This window comes from Tessaracoccus oleiagri (assembly GCF_900103275.1).
Lineage (GTDB): Bacteria > Actinomycetota > Actinomycetes > Propionibacteriales > Propionibacteriaceae > Arachnia > Arachnia oleiagri.
The window spans coordinates 182,870-201,633 of sequence record NZ_FNGP01000003.1 but is presented as its reverse complement, the minus strand read 5'-3'; the positions used below and the strand labels follow the sequence as shown (position 1 = coordinate 201,633).

Below are 18,764 nucleotides of genomic sequence, written 5' to 3'. Positions count from 1 at the left end.
ACCGGCGGGGTCACGGGGACGGGGCCCCGTGCGTTATCAGACTTCGCCAACGTCCATGAAGTTGTCGCTGCCGGGGCGGCGACCCAGATCAATACCGAAGTCCTCGGCGGAACGGATGTCCTCCTCGGAGTCACGCAGGTCGATGATCTTCCCGTCACCGGAGAGGACCTCGACGTTCAGGCAGAGCGACTTCATCTCCTTGACGAGCACCTTGAAGGACTCGGGGATGCCCGGCTCGGGGATGTTCTCGCCCTTGACGATGGCCTCGTACACCTTCACGCGGCCGGGGACGTCGTCGGACTTGATCGTCAGGAGCTCCTGGAGCGCCCATGCCGCGCCGTAGGCCTCGAGCGCCCACACCTCCATCTCACCGAAGCGCTGGCCGCCGAACTGGGCCTTGCCGCCGAGCGGCTGCTGGGTGATCATCGAGTACGGGCCGGTCGAGCGCGCGTGGATCTTGTCGTCGACGAGGTGGTGCAGCTTGAGCATGTACATGTAGCCCACGCCGATCGGCTCGGGGTACGGCTCGCCGGAGCGGCCGTCGAACAGCCGGGCCTTGCCGGTGCCGTCGATGAGGCGATCGCCGTCGCGGGTCTCGAGCGAGTTCTCCAGCAGGCCGGTGATCTCGTTCTCGTTCGCGCCGTCGAAGACGGGGGTGGCGAGCTTGGCGTTGCCCTCGACGCGGCCGAGGCCGACCTCGCGGAGACGCTCGGCCCAGGCCTCCTGGACCCCGGTGACGTCCCAGCCGGTCTTGGCGATCCACCCGAGGTGGTTCTCGAGCACCTGGCCGACGTTCATTCGCGACGGGACGCCGAGCGGGTTCAGGACGATGTCGACCGGGGTGCCGTCCTCGAGGAACGGCATGTCCTCGACCGGGAGGATCTTCGAGATGACGCCCTTGTTGCCGTGGCGGCCGGCGAGCTTGTCGCCGTCGGAGATCTTGCGCTTCTGGGCGACGTGGACGCGCACCAGCTGGTTGACGCCCGGGGGCAGCTCGTCGTCGTCGTCGCGGTCGAACACGCGCACGCCGATGACCGTGCCCTGCTCGCCGTGGGGCACCTTGAGCGACGTGTCGCGCACCTCGCGGGCCTTCTCGCCGAAGATCGCGCGCAGCAGGCGCTCCTCGGGCGTGAGCTCGGTCTCGCCCTTGGGGGTGACCTTGCCCACCAGGATGTCGCCGGCCGAGACCTCGGCACCGATGCGGACGATGCCGCGCTCGTCGAGGTCGGCGAGCATCTCGTCGGAGACGTTCGGGATGTCCCGGGTGATCTCCTCGGCGCCCAGCTTGGTGTCGCGGGCGTCGATCTCGTGCTCCTCGATGTGGATCGAGGTCAGCACGTCGTCCTGGACGATGCGCTGCGAGAGGATGATCGCGTCCTCGTAGTTCAGGCCCTCCCAGGGCATGAAGGCGACGAGCAGGTTCTTGCCCAGGGCGAGCTCGCCCTGGTCGGTGCAGGGACCGTCGGCGATGGGCGTGCCGGGCTCGACGCGGTCACCCACGCGGACCAGCGGGCGCTGGTTGATGCAGGTGCCGGCGTTGGAGCGGACGAACTTCTCCAGCTTGTAGCTGGAGTAGGTGCCGTCGTCGTTGGTGATGTCGAGGATGTCGGCGGTCACGCCCGTGACGACACCGGGCTTCTTGGCCACGGTCACGTCGCCCACGTCGACCGCGGCGCGGTACTCGACGCCGGTGCCGACGAAGGGTGCCTCGTTGCGGATCAGCGGGACGGCCTGGCGCTGCATGTTCGCGCCCATCAGTGCACGGGACGCGTCGTCGTGCTCGAGGAACGGGATCAGCGCGGTGGCGACCGAGACCATCTGGCGCGGCGAGACGTCCATGTACTCGACGTCCGACGCGGGGATGGTGTCGACGTCACCGTGCTTGATGCGCACGAGGACGCGGTCCTCGATGAGGCGGCCGTCGACGTCGACCGCGGCGTTCGCCTGCGCGATCGCGTAGCGGTCCTCCTCGTCGGCGGTCAGGTAGTCGATCTGGTCGGTGACCTTGCCGTCGACGACCTTGCGGTACGGGGTCTCGATGAAGCCGAACGCGTTGACGCGGCCGAACGACGCGAGCGAGCCGATCAGGCCGATGTTGGGGCCTTCAGGGGTCTCGATGGGGCACATGCGGCCGTAGTGCGACGGGTGGACGTCGCGGACCTCCATGCCGGCGCGGTCACGGGACAGACCGCCGGGGCCCAACGCCGAGAGGCGGCGCTTGTGGGTCAGCCCCGCGAGCGGGTTGTTCTGGTCCATGAACTGCGACAGCTGCGAGGTGCCGAAGAACTCCTTCAGCGCCGCGGTCACCGGGCGGATGTTGATCAGGGTCTGCGGCGTGATCGCCTCGATGTCCTGCGTGGTCATGCGGTCGCGGACGACGCGTTCCATGCGGCTGAGGCCGGTGCGGAGCTGGTTCTGGATCAGCTCCCCCACCGTGCGGACGCGACGGTTGCCGAAGTGGTCGATGTCGTCGGCCTCCACCGGGACGCCGTCGAGCTCCTCGCGGTGCTCGTGCAGCGCGCAGATGTACTTGATCGCGGCGACGATGTCCTCGTTGGTCAGGACCTGCTTGTCGAAGGGCAGGTCGAGGCCCAGCTTCTTGTTGATCTTGTAGCGACCGACCTTGGCCAGGTCGTAGCGCTTCGGGTTGAAGTAGTAGTTCTCCAGGAGCTGCTGGGCCGCGTCGCGCGACGGCGGTTCGCCCGGGCGCAGCTTGCGGTAGATGTCGAGCAGCGCCTCGTCCTGGGTCTTGACCGAGTCCTTCTCGAGGGTCAGTCGGATCGACTCGAACTCGCCGAACTCCTCGAGGATGCGGTCCTCGCTCCAGCCGAGCGCCTTCAGCAGGACGGTGACGTTCTGCTTGCGCTTGCGGTCGAGGCGGACGGACACGAGGTCGCGCTTGTCGATCTCGAACTCGAGCCACGCACCGCGGGACGGGATGACCTTCGTCGAGAAGATGTCCTTGTCCGAGGTCTTGTCGGGGATCTGCTCGAAGTAGACGCCGGGCGAGCGGACGAGCTGCGAGACGACGACGCGCTCGGTGCCGTTGATGATGAACGTGCCCTTGTCGGTCATCAACGGGAAGTCGCCGATGAAGACGGTCTGGGACTTGATCTCGCCGGTGTCGTTGTTCACGAACTCGGCGGTGACGAAGAGCGGGGCGGCGTAGGTGACGTCGCGGTCCTTGCACTCCTCGACGGTGTACTTCGGATCCTCGAAACGGTGGTCGCGGAACGACAGCGACATGGTCTCGTTGAAGTCCTCGATCGGGGAGATCTCCTCGAAGATCTCCTCGAGGCCGGAGCGCGGGTTGACGTCGGTGCGGCCGGCGGCGAGACGCTCCTCGACGGATGCCCGCCAGGCCTCGTTACCGATCAGCCAGTCGTACGAGTCGATCTGCAGGTCGAGAAGGTTCGGGAGCTCGAGGGGCTCCGAGATCTTCGCGAAAGAGATACGACCACTGGGCGAGACGACATTGGTGTTGTTCAACGCAGAGCGCGAGGTGGCCAAGATTCGGTCCTTCCAAGAACGCTTGGTGGCTGTTTGCTGCACGCGGAAGCGCCCGTGTCAAGTTACGGGCACGAAAAGCACACAGGGGCAAACAAACACTATAGGGGAAATCACTACCCCAAGCAACCCCAGATCCGATTGTGGGCAGCCTCGTCGCTACGCGATCCACTGTAGCCCAGATCCCGCTCCCCCGCCATGCCCCGTTCGCGCGTGTCCCGGAAGGTGAATGGCCCGCCCCCCGAAGGGGACGGGCCACGCGTCAGTGGGGTGCTCCGAGGAGCAGCGATCACTTGATCTCGACGGAACCGCCGGCGGCCTCGAGGGCCTCCTTCGCCTTGGCGGCGGTGTCCTTGTCGACCTGCTCGAGGACCGGCTTCGGGGCGCCCTCGACGAGGTCCTTGGCGTCCTTCAGACCGAGCGAGGTCAGGGCGCGCACCTCCTTGATGACGGCGATCTTCTTGTCGCCACCGGAGGTGAGGATGACGTCGACCTTGTCGGAGCCAGCCTCTTCCTCGCCGGCGTCGTCGCCACCGGCAGCGGCCGGGGCGGCAGCGGCCACGGCGACCGGGGCGGCGGCGGTGACGTCGAAGGTCTCTTCGAACAGCTTCACGAACTCGGACAGTTCGATGAGGGACATCTCCTTGAAGGCGTCAAGGAGCTCTTCGTTGGTGAGCTTCGCCATGTTCGGCGTTCCTTTCAGTTAAGTCGCAGCAGCGTGACGCTGCAACGGATCATTCCGCAGCTTCAGCTGCTTCGGGTGCCGCTTCCGCGGCGGGGGTCTCAGTGGCCTCGGCGGCCGGCTTGGAGCCGGCGCCGCCGATAACGTCGGGGTTCTCCTGCGCCTTGGTCTCCAGGGCACCGAGCACGCGAGCGAGCTTGGCGGCGGGAGCGGCGAAGGCGAATGCAGCCTTGGACAGGTTGGCCTTCATGCCACCTGCGAGCTTGGCAAGCAGGACCTCGCGGGATTCGAGGTCGGCGAGCTTGAGCACGGCCTGGGCGTCGAGGAACTTGCCCTCCATGACGCCACCCTTGATGGCCAGAGACGGATTGTCCTTTGCGAAGTTACGGAGCCCCTTGGTGACCGTAGCGACGTCGCCAGTGATGAAGGCAATGGCCGTGGGGCCGGTGAGGGTCTCGTCGAGGCCCTCGATGCCTGCCTCCTTGGCAGCGATCGCGGTCAGGGTGTTCTTCGCAACGGCATAGGTGGCATCCTCACCCAGCGACCGACGCAGTTTCTTCAGGTCGGCCACGGTGAGACCGCGGTACTCGGTAAGCACTGCAGCAGCAGAGTTGCTGAACTTGTCAGCGAGCTCCGCCACCTTGGCAGCCTTGTCCGGCCTCGCCATTGGGTCTCCTTCCGGTTCATCAGTCCGGGGCCAGCGGCCCCGGAAGTGCCGAAGACAGGCAACAAAAAAGCCCCGTGCCGGTGGCGCGGGGCGGCTCCTCCCCCAGGGGGAGAGCTGTCACGGTCACCTGCGCGGGCGCCCTTCGGGCTTATGGCTTTCGCCACCTGCGGTCTTCGGCTCGGCCAACTATACGGGCCCGTCCTCCGAGGGCCAAATCACGGTGTGGCCGCTACGCATTGCTGCCGACGCGGACGGTGGCGGCGACGGCGACCCAGACCAGCATCATCACCAACCCGTTGGCCAGCGGCACCAGGAACATGGCGGGCAGGAAGAGCGCCACTGCGACGCCGGTCCACCAGGGCCACACGCGGCGCGTACCGAGCACCGCCGCAGCGGTCATCCCCACGAGTATGCACGCAACCGTTGCGAGGAAGAGCCAGCCGGGCGGTTCCGCGCCAAACAGCGGCACGGCGAGCATGGTCACGCCACCGACGGCAAGCCCAATCGGCGCGAGCGACCACAGGAGGCGACGCCAGCCCGCCACCGGCGTCAACCATTGCAGGCACACCGCCCCGGACAGGAACGCCAGTCCCGTGGTCATCTCGGAGGCGGCCCCTGCTCCACGTGTGTGATCCGCGAGGCTCGCGGGGTCCCCAGCCAGGGCGACCGCCCCGTTCGCGAGGAAGAACAGCGCTGCGAAGGCCGCGGCGATGCGGGCGCCGCGGGGAACGTCGGATCGGGGACGGCCGGTGGCCGGTCCAGCGGTGGTGTGGGACATGAGTTCGTACGTCATGCCACAACGATCCGCCGGCCGACGGCGTCGCGCCTCTCCTTGCGGGCCCGGCCCGTATGCCGCGGGGCCACAAGCCCTATGCCTTGCGGCAGAGGCCCGGCACGACGGTGCCACACTAGAATGACGCCATGGGTCCACCACGTGGAGTGTGGAAGCGAGACCTCGCCGTCGCGGCCGCCATCACGATGGTCGCGGAAGCGGAGTTGTTGCTCGTCGGCGGGGCTGCCGGTGTCGAGATCTGGCCCGGTTGGGCCCTGACACTCCTGCTGACCCTGCCCGCACTCGCCCTGCGCCGTCTGGCGCCTCTGGCGGCGGCAGCGCTGGCGGCCGTCGGGCTGACACTGCAGCTCGCGTCCGTCGAGCAGCTGGGCATCGCGACCCCCTTCCTGGCGCTGCTGTTCCTGTTGGCCTCCCTGGGCTGGCACGCTCCCCTGCTCCAGGGCCTCCTTGGCACCGGCGTGGTGCTGGCCGGAGGTCTCGCCGCCGAGATCGCCGCAGGCTCCGCCGCGCCCGGGGATGCCGTGGTGAATGTGGTGATCATCGCCGGAGCGTGGGGAGCCGCGTTCCTCCTGCGGCGCGCAACGGACCGAAGGCTCCTCGCCGAGGTCGCCGCCGTGGTGGAGGCAGAGCGGAGCGCCCGCGAGTCGGTCCAGGCGGAGCGCACGCGCATAGCCCACGAACTGCACGACTCGTTGGCACATGCCCTGACCCTCATCACGCTCCAGGCGGGCAGCGCGGGAGAGCGGACCTCCGAACCAGCCACCAGGGACCTGCTCGGCGGCATCGAGTCGACGGCGCGCGCAGCCCTTGCCGACCTCGAGCGGATGCTCCGGCTGGTGGGCGAGCGCGGGGACGAGGCGCCGGGCATCGGCGCGCTCCCCGCGCTGGTCGCCGACATCGAGCGTTGTGGTCTGGCCGTCGACCTGCGCCTCGACGTGGCCGACGGGGTTCCAGGATTCGTCGCCAGCTCCGTCTACCGGGTGGTTCAGGAGGGCCTGACGAACATCGTCCGGCACAGCGGCTCCCGGCGGGCCCGGGTCACGGTCACTCGCGACGGGCAGGGCTGGCTCGTCGTCTCGGTGGAGGACGACGGCCCGGCGCGACCCTCCCCCGTCGACGGGTCGGGCCGCGGGCTCGAAGGGCTGCAGGAGCGTCTCTCGCTGCTCGGGGGTGCCTTGCGCTCCGGCAGGCGCGCCGAGGGCTGGCACCTCGAGGCCCACATTCCGGTGGAGGCCGCGTGACCACCGGTCCAGACGGCCTCGGCCCCGACACGCTTCGGCTCGTCCTCGTGGACGACGAACCGCTCGTACGGCACGGACTGCGGCTCGTCCTCGAACTCGACCCGACGTTCGCCGTCCTCGCCGAGGCCGGGAACGGTGACGAGGGCGTCGCGCTGACGCGCCGCCACCGGCCGGATCTCGTGCTGGTGGACATCCGCATGCCCGGAATGGACGGGATCGAGGTGGTACGCACAATCGTCGCCGATCCGGCGCTTGCCCGGACGAGGGCGCTGGTGCTCACCACCTTCGCCGATGATCGGTTGCTCACCGACGCGACCCGCGCCGGGGCCTGCGGCTACCTCCTGAAGAGCATGCCGCCGGCCGACATCAGGGCTGCCGTTCGCTCCGCCGCCACGGGCCAGACCGCCGTCGCCCCGCAACTCGTGGACCGATTGCTGAGCGAGCACGCACGCCGCCCCACGGGGGCATCCCCGCTGCTGGCACGGCTGACGGAGCGGGAGACGCAGGTGCTGCGAGAGCTGGCGACCGGCCGCTCGAACTCCGAGATCGCCGCTCTGCTCTATCTGGGCGAGGGAACGGTGAAGACGCACGTCGCGGCGATCCTGCGCAAACTCTCGGTCCGCGACAGGACCCAGGCGGCCGTGGCCGCCTACGAACTGGGGCTAGTGAGGCCCGGTGACGCAGGACTCCACAATTAATAGTTATCGAAGTACCTGCATTAGTATTCCGCTGTTGCACGATTTCTAGGAGTGTTCATGCGCAAGCTCATCGTCGGCGGCCTCGTCGCCGCCCTCGCCCTCACCGCCTGTTCCAACGGTTCGGGGGAACCCGCCGCCGACGGCTCGTCGCCGGCCACCACCGCCACCGACCGTACGTATGACGTGTCCGGCGTCGAGCAGGTCGACGAGCTGGCCGAGCAGGTTCCGCAGGAGATCCGCGACCGGGGCAAGCTCATCATCGGCGCCGCGATCGACTACGCCCCCGCCGAGTTCCGCGCCGAGGACCTCCAGACCGCCATCGGCTACGACGTCGACCTCGGCAAGGCGCTGGGCCGCGTGCTCGGCCTCGAGACCGAGGTCAGCGCCGCCGAGTTCGCGTCCCTGTTGCCCGGCATCGGCACCAAGTACGACATCGGCATCTCCTCGTTCACCATCACCGACGAGCGCACCGCCAGCTACAACATGATCGCGTACGTCGAGGTGGGCTCGTCCTTCGCGGTCAAGACCGGCAACCCCGAGGGCTTCGACCCCGACTCCCTCTGCGGCCAGAGCATCGCCGTGCAGAACGGCACCTGGCAGCACGAGGACCTCGACGCCAAGAGCAAGGAGTGCACCGACGCCGGCGAGGAGGCGATCGACGTGCTGGTCTACAGCTCGCAGTCCGACGTGACCACCAACGTCATCGGCAACAAGGCAGTCGCGTTCTATGCCGACTCGACGGTGTCCGACTACGCCGTCGCGCTCACCAACGGGCAGCTCGAGGTCGTCGGCGGCGTCCGTGACTCGGCGCCGCAGGGCATCGTCGTCGCACAGGACGACGTCGAACTCACCAAGGCCATCCAGGGCGCCATGCAGCACCTCATGGACGACGGCACCTGGCAGGCCATCATGGAGAGCTGGGGCACCGAGGACGCCGTGCTGACCACCGCCGAGCTCTACCCGCAGGCCTGATCATGTCCTCCCCGACGACGTCCCATCCGGAGCTCCTGCGCCCGCGGCCGGTGCCCCGGCCCGGCAACTGGGTGGCGGCTGCCATCGTGCTGGTCCTCGTGGCCATGCTCGTCAACGGCCTGCTCACCAACCCGAACTACCGGTGGGACGTCGTCGGGCAGTACCTCTTCGACGAGCGCGTCCTGCGTGGAGTGGTGTGGACGCTGCTGCTCACCGTGGCCGCGATGGCGCTCGGCATCACGCTGGCCGTGGCCACCGCCATCATGCGGATGAGCGCGAACCCCGTGCTGCAGGGGGTGGCCTGGGTCTACATCTGGTTCTTCCGCGGCACCCCCGTCTACACGCAGCTCGTCTTCTGGGGCCTCATCTCGGTGCTGTACCCGCGGCTCAGCCTGGGCATCCCGTTCGGCCCCGAGTTCTTCGTCTTCGACACGCAGGACGTGATCAACGCCACCGTCGCAGCCATCCTGGGTCTCGGGCTCAACGAGGGCGCCTACCTGTCGGAGATCGTCCGCTCCGGCCTGAACTCGATCGACAAGGGCCAGTGGGAGGCCTCCACCGCGCTCGGCATGAAGCGCTCGACGACCCTTCGTCGTATCATCATCCCCCAGGCCATGCGAGTGATCGTGCCGCCCACCGGCAACGAGACCATCTCGATGCTCAAGACCACCTCGCTCGTCGTCGCGGTCCCGTTCACCCTGGAGCTCACCTTCGTGACGCAGGCCATCGGCAACCAGACCTTCCTGCCCGTGCCGCTGCTGATCGTCGCCGCGATCTACTACCTCGTCATCACCTCGATCCTCATGGTCGGTCAGCACCGCCTCGAGCGGTACTACGGCCGCGGCTTCGACGGCAACGACGTGACCCCCACCAAGAAGGGCGTTGGCAAGCGGCAGCAGGCGATCCTCGCCTCCGGCACCGCCAAGGGCGCCCCGTACCTGGATGTGACACCGTGACCGCCATGATCCACGCCGACGGCGTCCACAAGTTCTTCGGCGACCTCCACGTGCTCAAGGGGGTCGACCTCACGGTCGAGCGCGGCGAGGTGTGCGTGCTCCTCGGGCCCTCGGGCTCCGGCAAGTCCACCCTGCTGCGCTGCATCAACGAGCTGGAGCAGATCAGCGCCGGCCGCATGTGGGTCGACGGTGAGCTGATGGGCATGCGAGAGGTCGTCAAGGGCGACCAGGTGCAGCTGCATCGCCGCACCGACAAGGACCTCTCCCGGCAGCGCGCAAAGATCGGCATGGTGTTCCAGCGGTTCAACCTCTTCCCGCACATGACCGCGCTCGACAACGTCATGGAGGCGCCGATCCAGGTCCTCGGGTTGAGGAAGCGCGACGCCCGGCAGCGCGCCCTCGACCTCATGGAGCGCGTGGGTCTCAGCGACCGGACCGATCACTACCCCGGCCAGCTCTCCGGCGGGCAGCAGCAGCGCGTCGCCATCGCGCGGGCGCTGGCCATGGATCCGCAGCTCATGCTCTTCGACGAGCCCACCTCCGCGCTGGACCCCGAACTGGTGGGCGAGGTGCTCGGCGTGATGAAGGAACTCGCGACCTCCGGCATGACGATGGTGGTCGTGACCCACGAGGTGGGCTTCGCGCGCGAGGTGGCCGACCAAGTGGTCTTCATGGACGACGGCGAGATCGTCGAACGCGGCACCGCCGCCGAGGTGATCGACAACCCCGCGCAGCGGCGGACCAAGGACTTCTTCGCCAAGGTTCTCTGACTCGGATCCGGGCGACCTCTTCCAACGCGGCCCACGAAGTGGTTGAATGACGTATCCAGAAAAGCATTTCTGGTGCCTTCAACGACGAAAGGACCGCAAGCATGTCCACCCACATCAAGCGGCGCACACTGCTGGGAGGGGCCGCGGGCCTCGCCGCGGCCGCGGGAGCCGCCAACTGGATCGCAGCCGCTCCCCTCGCGCAGGCCGCCTCCGTACTCCCCAACCCCGGATTCGAGGCCGTCACGAACGGCTGGCCGGACCACTGGCGCGCCTTCAACGCCACCTCTTCCCTCAAGGCCTCGATCGTCGCCGACCGCGTGCACGGCGGCACGAACGCCCTGCGTATCAGTGACGACACCGCAACGGGCATCGGCGTCCGCAGTGCGCAGGTGCCCGCGGAGGCGGGCGGCTGGTACCAGGGCTCGATCTTCGCATTCGTCGAGAGCGGCAGCTTCGTGATGTACCTGGAGTTCTGGAATGCCAGCGGAACGCGCATCGCCACCGCCACGAAGAACTTCGGCGCGGTGGACGACTGGCAGGAGATCAGGGTCCGCGCCCAGGCTCCGGCCGGCACCGTCGCTGCCACGATCCTGCCCTACTCCGCCCAGAACAACCGCGGTAGCGCGACCTTCGATGATGCCGCCATCGACGCGATCGAGCTCACCGAGCCGCAACTCTTCGGAACCGCCGCCACCACGGCTGCCGTTCGCGGCGGGATCCGACTCGGCGACACCGTCTTCTTCACCTCCCGCCATCCGGTCGAGCAGGGGGCGTGTCGCCTCGGCGCCGTGAACTTCCGCACCGGTGAGCTGGAGTACACCGTCGACCTCGACCTCGGGAACGGATCCGCAGGCCTGAACCTCGAGACCGACGGGACCCACCTCTACATCGGCTCGGCCGGCAGCCGCTACGTCTGGCGCTACCTGCCGGGATCCGACCGCGCCGAGCGACTCGTGGACCTCGGCACCGGACGATGGGTCTACTCGATGTCCATCCACGGCGACCACCTCTATCTGGGCACCTACAACGATGGCACCGTCCGTAGGGCTCGCCTGTCCGACGGTGTCATCGACGTCGTCTACGGGAGGGTCTCCACCTCCATGTACGCCACCGGTGTCGCGGTGGACGACAACTACGTCTACGGCGGTTCCAGCGCGCCGGGTCGCCTCCTGCGGTGGCCCAAGGAGGGCGGGGATCCGGTGGATCTCTCCGGCTACCTCAGCGACTCCCCCGTCGGCATCCTCGACATGGTCGTGGCCGACGGCAAGATCTACGTCGCCAGTGGCAAGCAACTCATCAGCATGAACATCGACGGCAGCGGGCGCGTGAGCCGCGACATCCTGCCGGAGGACCGCTACGTGGACCAGATCGCGGTGGCACCTGACGGGTCCATCTACGCGATGGCCCGCCTGACCACCAACGTGTACCGCGTGACGGACAGCGAGCTCATCAAGGTGGCGCAGCCCCTGGACTACGTGGAGAACCAGTACCTCGGCGTCGCGGAGGACGGCACGATCGTCGGAGTCACCGGCCTGGGCCATGTCTGGTGGGTGCCACCGGGTGGTGAGGCCACGGTGTTCGACGCCGCGCAGACCGAGTTCGGCTACCCCGACGAGCCGCAGTCGATGCTCCTGCACACGGACGGCAGCGTGTGGGTGGGCGGACACTTCGCGATGACCGTGCGTGACGTGAAGCAAGGCAAGGTCAACCGCTTCCTGATCAACGGTGAGCCCAAGGCGATGGTGGAGGGCCCCGACGGCACCGTCTACGCCGCGATGTACCCGAGCGCGCAGATCCTGGCCATCCACCCGCGCACCCACGAGGTGAGCCTGCTGGGGAGCATCGGGGGGCAGATGCGGACGATGGACATGAACATCGACTGGAAGCGCAAGGTGCTGATGGTCGCCACCGGACCCAGCAGCGGCCGTTACGACGGCGCGCTGACGTTCATCGACCTGAAGACGGGCAAGTTCGAGACCCGGCAGGACATCCTCCCGAACCACCGGGTCCACGGTATTGCCCACAACCACCGGATCGCGATCGTCGTCGGCGACACCGTCGGCGAGGGCAACTCCCAGCCCCTGCTGCCGGTGGCGGAGGTGGCAGCTGTCGACCTGGACAGCCGCGAGGTGCTGTGGCGGCGGGTCCTGAAGGAGGGCTGGCTCTCGTACGAGGACGTCGTGCTGGACGGGAATGTCGCCTACTTCATGGGCCGCCGGCCGAACGGTGGCTGGTTCGCCTACGACCTCGAGACCGAGCAGATCGTCAGGCAGGGCAACTTGGGCGGCTACGGGTCATTCGGCTACGACAAGGGGCGCGTGTTCGCGTGGGTCCACTTCGCGCTCGAGATGAGCGAGCTGCCCAGCCGGGTCAACCCGGACGGCGAGCTGCTCTACAGCCCGGTCCCGAACGGCTGGTACAACAACCCGCTGTTCAACATCACGCCCAACGGTGAACACACCTGGGGCATGTGGGGCTCGCAGTTGGCCCTGTTCGACCTGCCGGGTCGTCCCGAGTAACAGCGACTGGGAAAGGGCGGCCGCGCGCAGGAGCGCGGCCGCCCGTCCTGTGCTCCTAGACCCCGGTCCTCGGTAGCCCCGGCCGCGGCCGTTCGGTGGGCCAGATCGTCGGGCTCGACGTGGGCTTCCCGGACGGAACCGCCGTCGGCTTCCCCGAGGGCACCGCGGTCGGCTTGCCGGTGGGCGTCGGAGAGGGCGTGACGCTCGGCGTCGGGGTGGGGGTCGGCTCGATGACCTCGTCCCCGCCCTGCACGAACACCGCGACGGTGTAGGCCGGCACGTCGGCGGTCCCCGTCGCCCGGTCCCACGTCGCCGTCTTGACGACCTCGTCGGCACCCTCGCGCTGCACCTCGGACAGCTCCAACTCATGCCCCTCCAGGCCCGGCACCTGCTGGCTGATCGGCTCGGCCGAGGCGTTGAACACGACCACCACCCGCTCCAGGTCCTCGTCGACGTCGCCGCCCACCGTGTCATCGATGTGCATGACGATCACCTGGTTGTCACCCAGCTCCGTACCGGAGACGGGGAAGCTCAGCTTCTCCCGGATCAGGTCGGGGTCGCCGAGCCGGAACAGCTCGGTCGAGAACCGCAGCTCGAGGAGGTCCTGCGCCATCGCCGAGGCCTGCTCGATGTCCTCCGGCGCCGGCTTCAGGGCCGCGTCGGCGAGCAGCGGGCGCATGATGTCCCACTTGTCGCCGTTCTTGCCCTCCGGGGGGAGACCGCGGCCGAAGCCGTTCTCGGTCATGGACCAGTCGAGCAGGTTGAACCAGTCGCCCGAGTTGTAGGAGTCCCGGTCGAGGCTCTTGCTGCGCAGCATGTCCGCGCCGGCGTGCCAGAACGACACAGACTGCGAGAGCGCCGTCGTGGACAGACCCAGCGTGTTCAGGCGAACCTTGTCGGCCATCGGCATGTCGGCCGGCAGCTTGAAGGTGAGGATGTCGAACAGCGTCTCGTTGTCGTGGGCGTCCACGTAGTTGACGATCTCGTCGGGATGCGACGCGTAACCGGCGGGCGCCCCGTTGTAACTGATTCCGGCGCCAGTCGTCAGTTCACCCGTCTCCTGGCTCCGCAGCTCGAAGTCACGGAGGTTGCCGGCGAGCCCGACCTGCACGAGATCGAGGTCGTTGGCGCTCTCACCGCCGGAGGCGAAGCCCTTGTCGGTGCGGAGGTCCTGGTCGAACGGGCCGCCGCCGCGCACCCCGTCGCGGAGGCGATCGTTGAACGTGGCGATGTGGGTCCCATCCAGCTGGCCCTGTTTCGCCTGCAGGAAGCGGGCGTTGCCCGCCACCTCTCCGAAGTCCCAACCCTCGCCGTAGAGCGTCACCTGGGTGCCGTCGACGCCGTCGTCGGCCACGGTGAGCTCGTTGAGCGCGTCCCTGACGGCCTGCATGTTCTCGACCGAGTGGTGGCCCATGAGGTCGAACCGGAAGCCGTCGACGCGGTAGTCCCGCGCCCACTTCACCACCGAGTCCACCATCAGCTTCTCGGCCATGGCGTGCTCGGTGGCGACGTTCTCGCAGCAGGTGGACGTCTCGACGGCGCCGGTCGCGTTCAGGCGGTGGTAGTAGCCGGGCACGACGCGGTCGAGCACCGACTTCTCCGACTGACCCGACGCTGCCGTGTGGTTGTACACCTGGTCGAGCACGACGCGCAGGTCGAGGTCGTGGATGGCGGACACCATCTCGCGGAACTCGAGGGTGCGCTCCCCGCCGTGGGCGGCCTCCGCCGTCGACGTGTAGGACCCCTCCGGCGTCATGAAGTGCCACGGGTCATAGCCCCAGTTGAACGCGTCGGTGTCTGCCTGCGCCATGACGCACCGCTGCTGCTCCTCGCTGTCGGGAGCGTATGACTCCAGGTCACAGTCCGGGGTGGTCTGGAGCGCCGGGTCCTCCTCGATGCTGGCGATGTCGAACGTGGGCAGCAGGTGGACTGTGTTCAGCCCGGCCTCTGCCAGTTCCGCCAGGTGCCGGCTGCCGTCCCCGTCCGCGCCGAACGCGAGATACGAACCCCGCAGCTCCTCCGGGACGGTCTCGTCGTGGATGGAGAAGTCGCGGACGTGCAGCTCGTAGATCGTCTGGTCCACGGGGCTGTCGAGCCTCGGGCCGGACGAGGTGGCCCACCCGTCGGGCATCAGCTCGGCATCGGCCAGGTCGATGATCACCGAGCGGGTCGAGTTGAGCGTCAGCCCGACGGAGTACGGATCGGTCACGCGGTTGGTCTCCACCGCACCGGTCGACGGCACGAAGACCTCGACCTCGTAGAGGTACTCGCGGCCGTCCCACTCGCCGGTGACGCCCCAGGTGCCGGACGCGTCGTCGCGCGTCATGGGGATGCGCTCCGGCTCGCCCGCGCCGGCCTCCGGCCAGACCAGCAGCGCCACGTCCTTCGCGGTGGGCGCCCAGAGGCGGAGTGTCTGCGAGTTGCCGTAGGTGACGCCCAAGGGGAGGTCCGCGGCGGCCTCGGCGTAGAGCGCGTCGAGCACGCCGGGGATCTGGACTCCCGTCGCATCCCGCACGGACCCCGTCGAGGAGTAGCGGCCGACGGCCACCTGGCCCGTGAGGATCTCGGGAGCCAGCGCCGCGGTGGCGGGATCGACCCGCAGCGCGAGGTAGTTCGCGAGATGCGGGTACTGCTCGCGCAGGTCCTGGGGCAGACCGGCCGGGTCGACGGTGAGCGCCGCTGTGCTGCCGCCCGCGACGTCCTCCGCATCCACGACCAGCCCGCCCTCGCTCGCCCAGTGGAGGCGGTAGCTGTCGGACTCCGCGCCCGTCTCGCGCGGCCAGGCGATCACGTCGGGCGTCAACCAGTGGGCCTTCGCCGCCGTCAGGTCGGGCGCGACGCCCGCCTCGGAGGTGGTCACCGTGATCTCATGCGTGTCGATGCGGTAGCTGATCGTCACCTGGATCCCGTCGCGCGGCACGGAGAACGCGACATTCGCCCCGTCGCGGGCGCCGCCGGCACCGTAGTTCTCGGCCCAGGAGAGCCCGTGGGCCACCTTCAGCTCGTAGTTGCCGGCCGGGACCGCCGTGGCCGACCACGTGTACACCCCGTCGCCATCGGGGTCGATGAGCCAGGGAGCCATGCAACTGGGGTCCCAGTCGCCGGGGCAGCCCAGCTCGCTCTGCATCGACCCGGGTGCCGTGATGATCGGCCCCTCCGCGTCGGACGTGACGTAGTGGCGCGCGTGCTCGTAGTAGAACGTGACCGGCTGTCCGGTGGCGGTGTAGGCGATGTTGCCGCCGTCGCGCACGCCGCCGGCCCCGTAGTTCTCGTCCCAGGCGTTGTTGATGGCCGCCTTGTACTCGTAGTCGCCCGCCGGGAGTGCGTCGTAGGTGCGCTTCCAGATGCTGTCCTTCGCGTCGAGCGACAGCTGCGCCTCGGCGCAGTCGGGCTGCCAGTCGCCGGGGCAGCCCATCTCGGTGTTGTGGCTGCCGGGGACGGACACCGCGTCGGGCTGCTCGACCGGACCGACGGGGTCGACGCCGCCGCCTCCGGAGGTGGCCTCCCCCACGATCCCGTAGCTGGAGCTCGCGGAGATGTTGCCGGACGAGTCCTTCAGCACCGCGCGGTACTCGACGAGCGTGCCGAAGTCCAGGTCGGTGACGTCGTGGAACACGCGATAGGGGGCGTTGTCGTCGGTGCCCAGGGTGCGCCAGTCCGACGTGCCGGTGGGCCGCCACAGGAACGTCACCTGGGCGAAGTCTGCCTCGGGCACGGACGCGGCGATCTCCGCCCGTCCCCCGACGACGCCGCCGGCCGACGGTGACGCGATCGACACCGCGGGCGCGTCGGAGCGCTCGGCCAGCGGCGCGGTGGCCCTCCAGACCACGGTGCTGAGCGCGGGGACGGTCACGCCCAGGCGGCCGTCGGACCCTGCGGTCAGGGTGCCGCCGTCGCCGTGGATGGATTCGAAGGTGCCGCCGAAGGTGGGGATGCTCGTCTGGCGGGAGGCGGAGGCGTTGTTGGTGACGACGAGGTACTCGACGTTCTCCCCCTCGGCGATCCGGCTGAACGCGTAGACGCCGGCGTCGTTGCTGGCGTAACGGTGGAGCTGGGCACCGTCGACCAGCGCCGGGTGCGCCTCACGCAGCGCGGCGAGCTCGGCGATCTGCCGGTAGAGCGGATGCGACGTGTCGTACCGGTCCCGGGAGCCCGACGGCGCGCCGACCACGGCCTCGCCGGCGTACTGCCCCACCTGGGTGGCGAACATGTCCTGTCGGGCGTCCTTGTCGCCGCCCGCCCCGATGAAGCCCTGCTCGTCGCCGTAGTAGACGACGGGGTGCCCACGGGTGAGGAACATCAGCTCGTTGGCGAGCTCGACGCGCCGCTGCAGCTCGTCGCCGGTGTAGCCCTTGCCTGCCAACATCATCGCCGCGCGGCCCATGTCGTGGTTACCCGTGAAGGTGGCCAGCTGGTACGCGTTGGAGTCGGCGTCGGTGTAGTAGTCGTCCTGGGCGAAGAGGTCTCGCAACTGCACCGTCGCCCCGCCCGAGGCGAAGTCGATCGAGCGGCCCTGGAACGGGAAGTCGAGCGCGGACTGCAGCGTGCCCTCGGTGGTGAACGTCGAGACGTACTGCGGATTGCCGTCGAAGACCTCGCCGAACATGAAGAAGTCCGCGTTGCCGGCGCGGGCCGCCTCGAGCACTCGAGGGCTGAACTCCTGCCAGAACTCGAGGTTGACGTGCTTGACGGTGTCGATCCGGAAGCCGTCGATGCCGAAGTCGGCCCACGTCGAGTAGATGTCGATCATCCCGTCGACGACCTCCGCGCGCTCGGTGAAGAGGTCGTCGAGGCCGATGAAGTCGCCGTAGGTGCTGGACTCGCCGGCCCACGTGGAGTTGCCGCGGTTGTGGTACATGGTCACGTCGTTGAGCCATTCGGGCACCTTGACCGTGCGGTCCGCGTCGGTGCGGAACGTCGGGGTGTAGGGGAACGACGACGCGTCCATGGCCGGGAAGGTCCCGCCGACGTAGTCCCGGTCGTCGAACGCGTTGCCCGAGGCGTCCCGGTAGGGCTCAGCCTCCTTGGAGATGTAGGAGTATTCCCCCTCCGCGTAGTCGATCACGTCGGCCGTGTGGTTGGTGATGATGTCGAAGAACACCTTCATGCCGCGGGCATGGGCGGCGTCGACGAGCGCCTTCATCTCCTCGTTGGTGCCGAGGTGCGGGTCGATCTGCGTGAAGTCCGTGATCCAGTAGCCGTGGTAGCCGGCGCTGATGTCGTCGCCGCTGCCCTGTACCGGGCGGTTCTTGAAGCTGGGGGTGAGCCAGATCGACGTCGTCCCCAGGCCCTCGATGTAGTCGAGCCGGTCCATGATGCCCTGGAGGTCGCCGCCGTGGTAGAACCCCTTGTCCGTGGGGTCGAAGCCGTGCGCCATGCGGTCGCCGTCGATGCCGCCACGGTCGTTGCCGGTGTCGCCGTTGGCGAACCGGTCGGCCAGCACGAAGTAGAACTGTTCGGCGGTGAGTGCCTCCCGCAGCGAGTCCCCCGCCAGCGCGGCGTCCGCCTCGGTGGCCGGGCCGGGAAGGGCGGTGGGGGCGACGCCCACGGCCTGGGTGCCGAGGTCGAAGGTGAAGGCCAGGCTGGCGGGCCCCTCGATGCTGAGTGGCACGTCGGCCGCCGGGTACGCCTCGTCCCAGGTGCCGTCGAGCGCCACCTTGAACTTCCAGTCACCCGCCGGCACGTCGAAGACACCCTCGTAGCGGCCGTCCGCGTCCGGATCGGCGAGGCGGGTGCCGGCGCACTCCGGCTGCCAGTCGCCAGGGCAGCCCAGCTCGCTCTGCAGGTCCCCGACCAGCGTGACGGTGCGCTCCTGCGCGATCGTCACCTGCGGCGCGGTCATCCCCGGGATCGCACCCAGGACCAGCGCGGCGGACAACAGGACGGCAGACTTTCGCTTCATCGCGACTCCCCACGTGAATGCGGCCCCACGTCGGGCCATCTCCAATGGGCACTCTAG

Annotated in this window: 11 protein-coding genes; 6 read left to right on the top strand and 5 right to left on the bottom strand. The window is 68.6% G+C overall.

From position 1 onward, the window contains the following. Positions 1 to 36 precede the first annotated feature (36 nt). The 4 genes from rpoB to BLR46_RS08830 form a co-directional block, all read right to left on the bottom strand. Positions 37 to 3,510, bottom strand: a complete 3,474-nt coding sequence (gene rpoB / locus BLR46_RS08845; RefSeq protein WP_176761720.1) for a DNA-directed RNA polymerase subunit beta — start codon at positions 3,508 to 3,510, stop codon at positions 37 to 39. 286 nt (positions 3,511 to 3,796) lie between these two features. Then, positions 3,797 to 4,192 carry a 50S ribosomal protein L7/L12 gene (gene rplL, locus BLR46_RS08840; protein ID WP_093251156.1) on the bottom strand — a complete coding sequence of 132 codons (396 nt, stop codon included), beginning with the start codon at positions 4,190 to 4,192 and terminating at the stop codon, positions 3,797 to 3,799. A 49-nt stretch (positions 4,193 to 4,241) separates the two neighbouring features. Next, complete coding sequence (rplJ, locus tag BLR46_RS08835) at positions 4,242 to 4,856, bottom strand: 50S ribosomal protein L10 (protein ID WP_093251153.1); 615 nt, start codon at positions 4,854 to 4,856, stop codon at positions 4,242 to 4,244. A 229-nt stretch (positions 4,857 to 5,085) separates the two neighbouring features. Next, positions 5,086 to 5,649 (bottom strand): hypothetical protein, encoded by a 564-nt coding sequence (locus BLR46_RS08830; protein ID WP_093251150.1) that lies wholly within the window; start codon positions 5,647 to 5,649, stop codon positions 5,086 to 5,088. A gap of 128 nt (positions 5,650 to 5,777) precedes the next feature. Here BLR46_RS08830 and BLR46_RS08825 point away from each other — a divergent pair, with 128 nt between their 5' ends. From BLR46_RS08825 to BLR46_RS08800, 6 genes are all read left to right on the top strand, one after another. After that, the gene (locus tag BLR46_RS08825; protein ID WP_093251147.1) at positions 5,778 to 6,890 is read left to right on the top strand and encodes a sensor histidine kinase; all 1,113 of its coding nucleotides are present in this window, start codon (positions 5,778 to 5,780) and stop codon (positions 6,888 to 6,890) included. Further along, entirely contained in the window at positions 6,887 to 7,588 is a 702-nt protein-coding gene (locus tag BLR46_RS08820; protein WP_093251145.1) for a response regulator, read from the top strand. The genes BLR46_RS08825 and BLR46_RS08820 overlap by 4 nt, the downstream gene beginning before the upstream one ends. A gap of 57 nt (positions 7,589 to 7,645) precedes the next feature. After that, positions 7,646 to 8,560 carry an ABC transporter substrate-binding protein gene (locus tag BLR46_RS08815; RefSeq protein WP_093251143.1) on the top strand — a complete coding sequence of 305 codons (915 nt, stop codon included), beginning with the start codon at positions 7,646 to 7,648 and terminating at the stop codon, positions 8,558 to 8,560. A 2-nt stretch (positions 8,561 to 8,562) separates the two neighbouring features. After that, positions 8,563 to 9,516: an amino acid ABC transporter permease gene (locus BLR46_RS08810; protein WP_218118408.1), complete on the top strand. Its 954-nt coding sequence runs from the start codon at positions 8,563 to 8,565 to the stop codon at positions 9,514 to 9,516. A gap of 5 nt (positions 9,517 to 9,521) precedes the next feature. Further along, positions 9,522 to 10,286, top strand: coding sequence for an amino acid ABC transporter ATP-binding protein (locus BLR46_RS08805; RefSeq protein WP_093251856.1), 765 nt, complete (start codon positions 9,522 to 9,524; stop codon positions 10,284 to 10,286). 101 nt (positions 10,287 to 10,387) lie between these two features. Then, the gene (locus BLR46_RS08800; protein WP_093251141.1) at positions 10,388 to 12,805 is read left to right on the top strand and encodes a hypothetical protein; all 2,418 of its coding nucleotides are present in this window, start codon (positions 10,388 to 10,390) and stop codon (positions 12,803 to 12,805) included. Between the two features lie 55 nt (positions 12,806 to 12,860). On the opposite strand, the gene pulA is transcribed toward BLR46_RS08800, so the two are convergent. Next, a complete protein-coding gene (gene pulA, locus BLR46_RS08795) occupies positions 12,861 to 18,707 on the bottom strand; it encodes a pullulanase-type alpha-1,6-glucosidase (protein WP_143008257.1) in 5,847 nt (1,948 codons plus the stop codon). Positions 18,708 to 18,764 lie beyond the last annotated feature (57 nt).

Coding starts and splice junctions, on each gene's coding strand:
- rplL (WP_093251156.1), bottom strand. CDS start 4,192: ATGGCGAAGCTCACCAACGAAGAGCTCCTTGACGCCTTCAAGGAGATG.
- rplJ (WP_093251153.1), bottom strand. CDS start 4,856: ATGGCGAGGCCGGACAAGGCTGCCAAGGTGGCGGAGCTCGCTGACAAG.
- BLR46_RS08830 (WP_093251150.1), bottom strand. CDS start 5,649: ATGACGTACGAACTCATGTCCCACACCACCGCTGGACCGGCCACCGGC.
- BLR46_RS08825 (WP_093251147.1), top strand. CDS start 5,778: ATGGGTCCACCACGTGGAGTGTGGAAGCGAGACCTCGCCGTCGCGGCC.
- BLR46_RS08815 (WP_093251143.1), top strand. CDS start 7,646: ATGCGCAAGCTCATCGTCGGCGGCCTCGTCGCCGCCCTCGCCCTCACC.
- BLR46_RS08810 (WP_218118408.1), top strand. CDS start 8,563: ATGTCCTCCCCGACGACGTCCCATCCGGAGCTCCTGCGCCCGCGGCCG.
- BLR46_RS08805 (WP_093251856.1), top strand. CDS start 9,522: ATGATCCACGCCGACGGCGTCCACAAGTTCTTCGGCGACCTCCACGTG.
- BLR46_RS08800 (WP_093251141.1), top strand. CDS start 10,388: ATGTCCACCCACATCAAGCGGCGCACACTGCTGGGAGGGGCCGCGGGC.
- pulA (WP_143008257.1), bottom strand. CDS start 18,707: ATGAAGCGAAAGTCTGCCGTCCTGTTGTCCGCCGCGCTGGTCCTGGGT.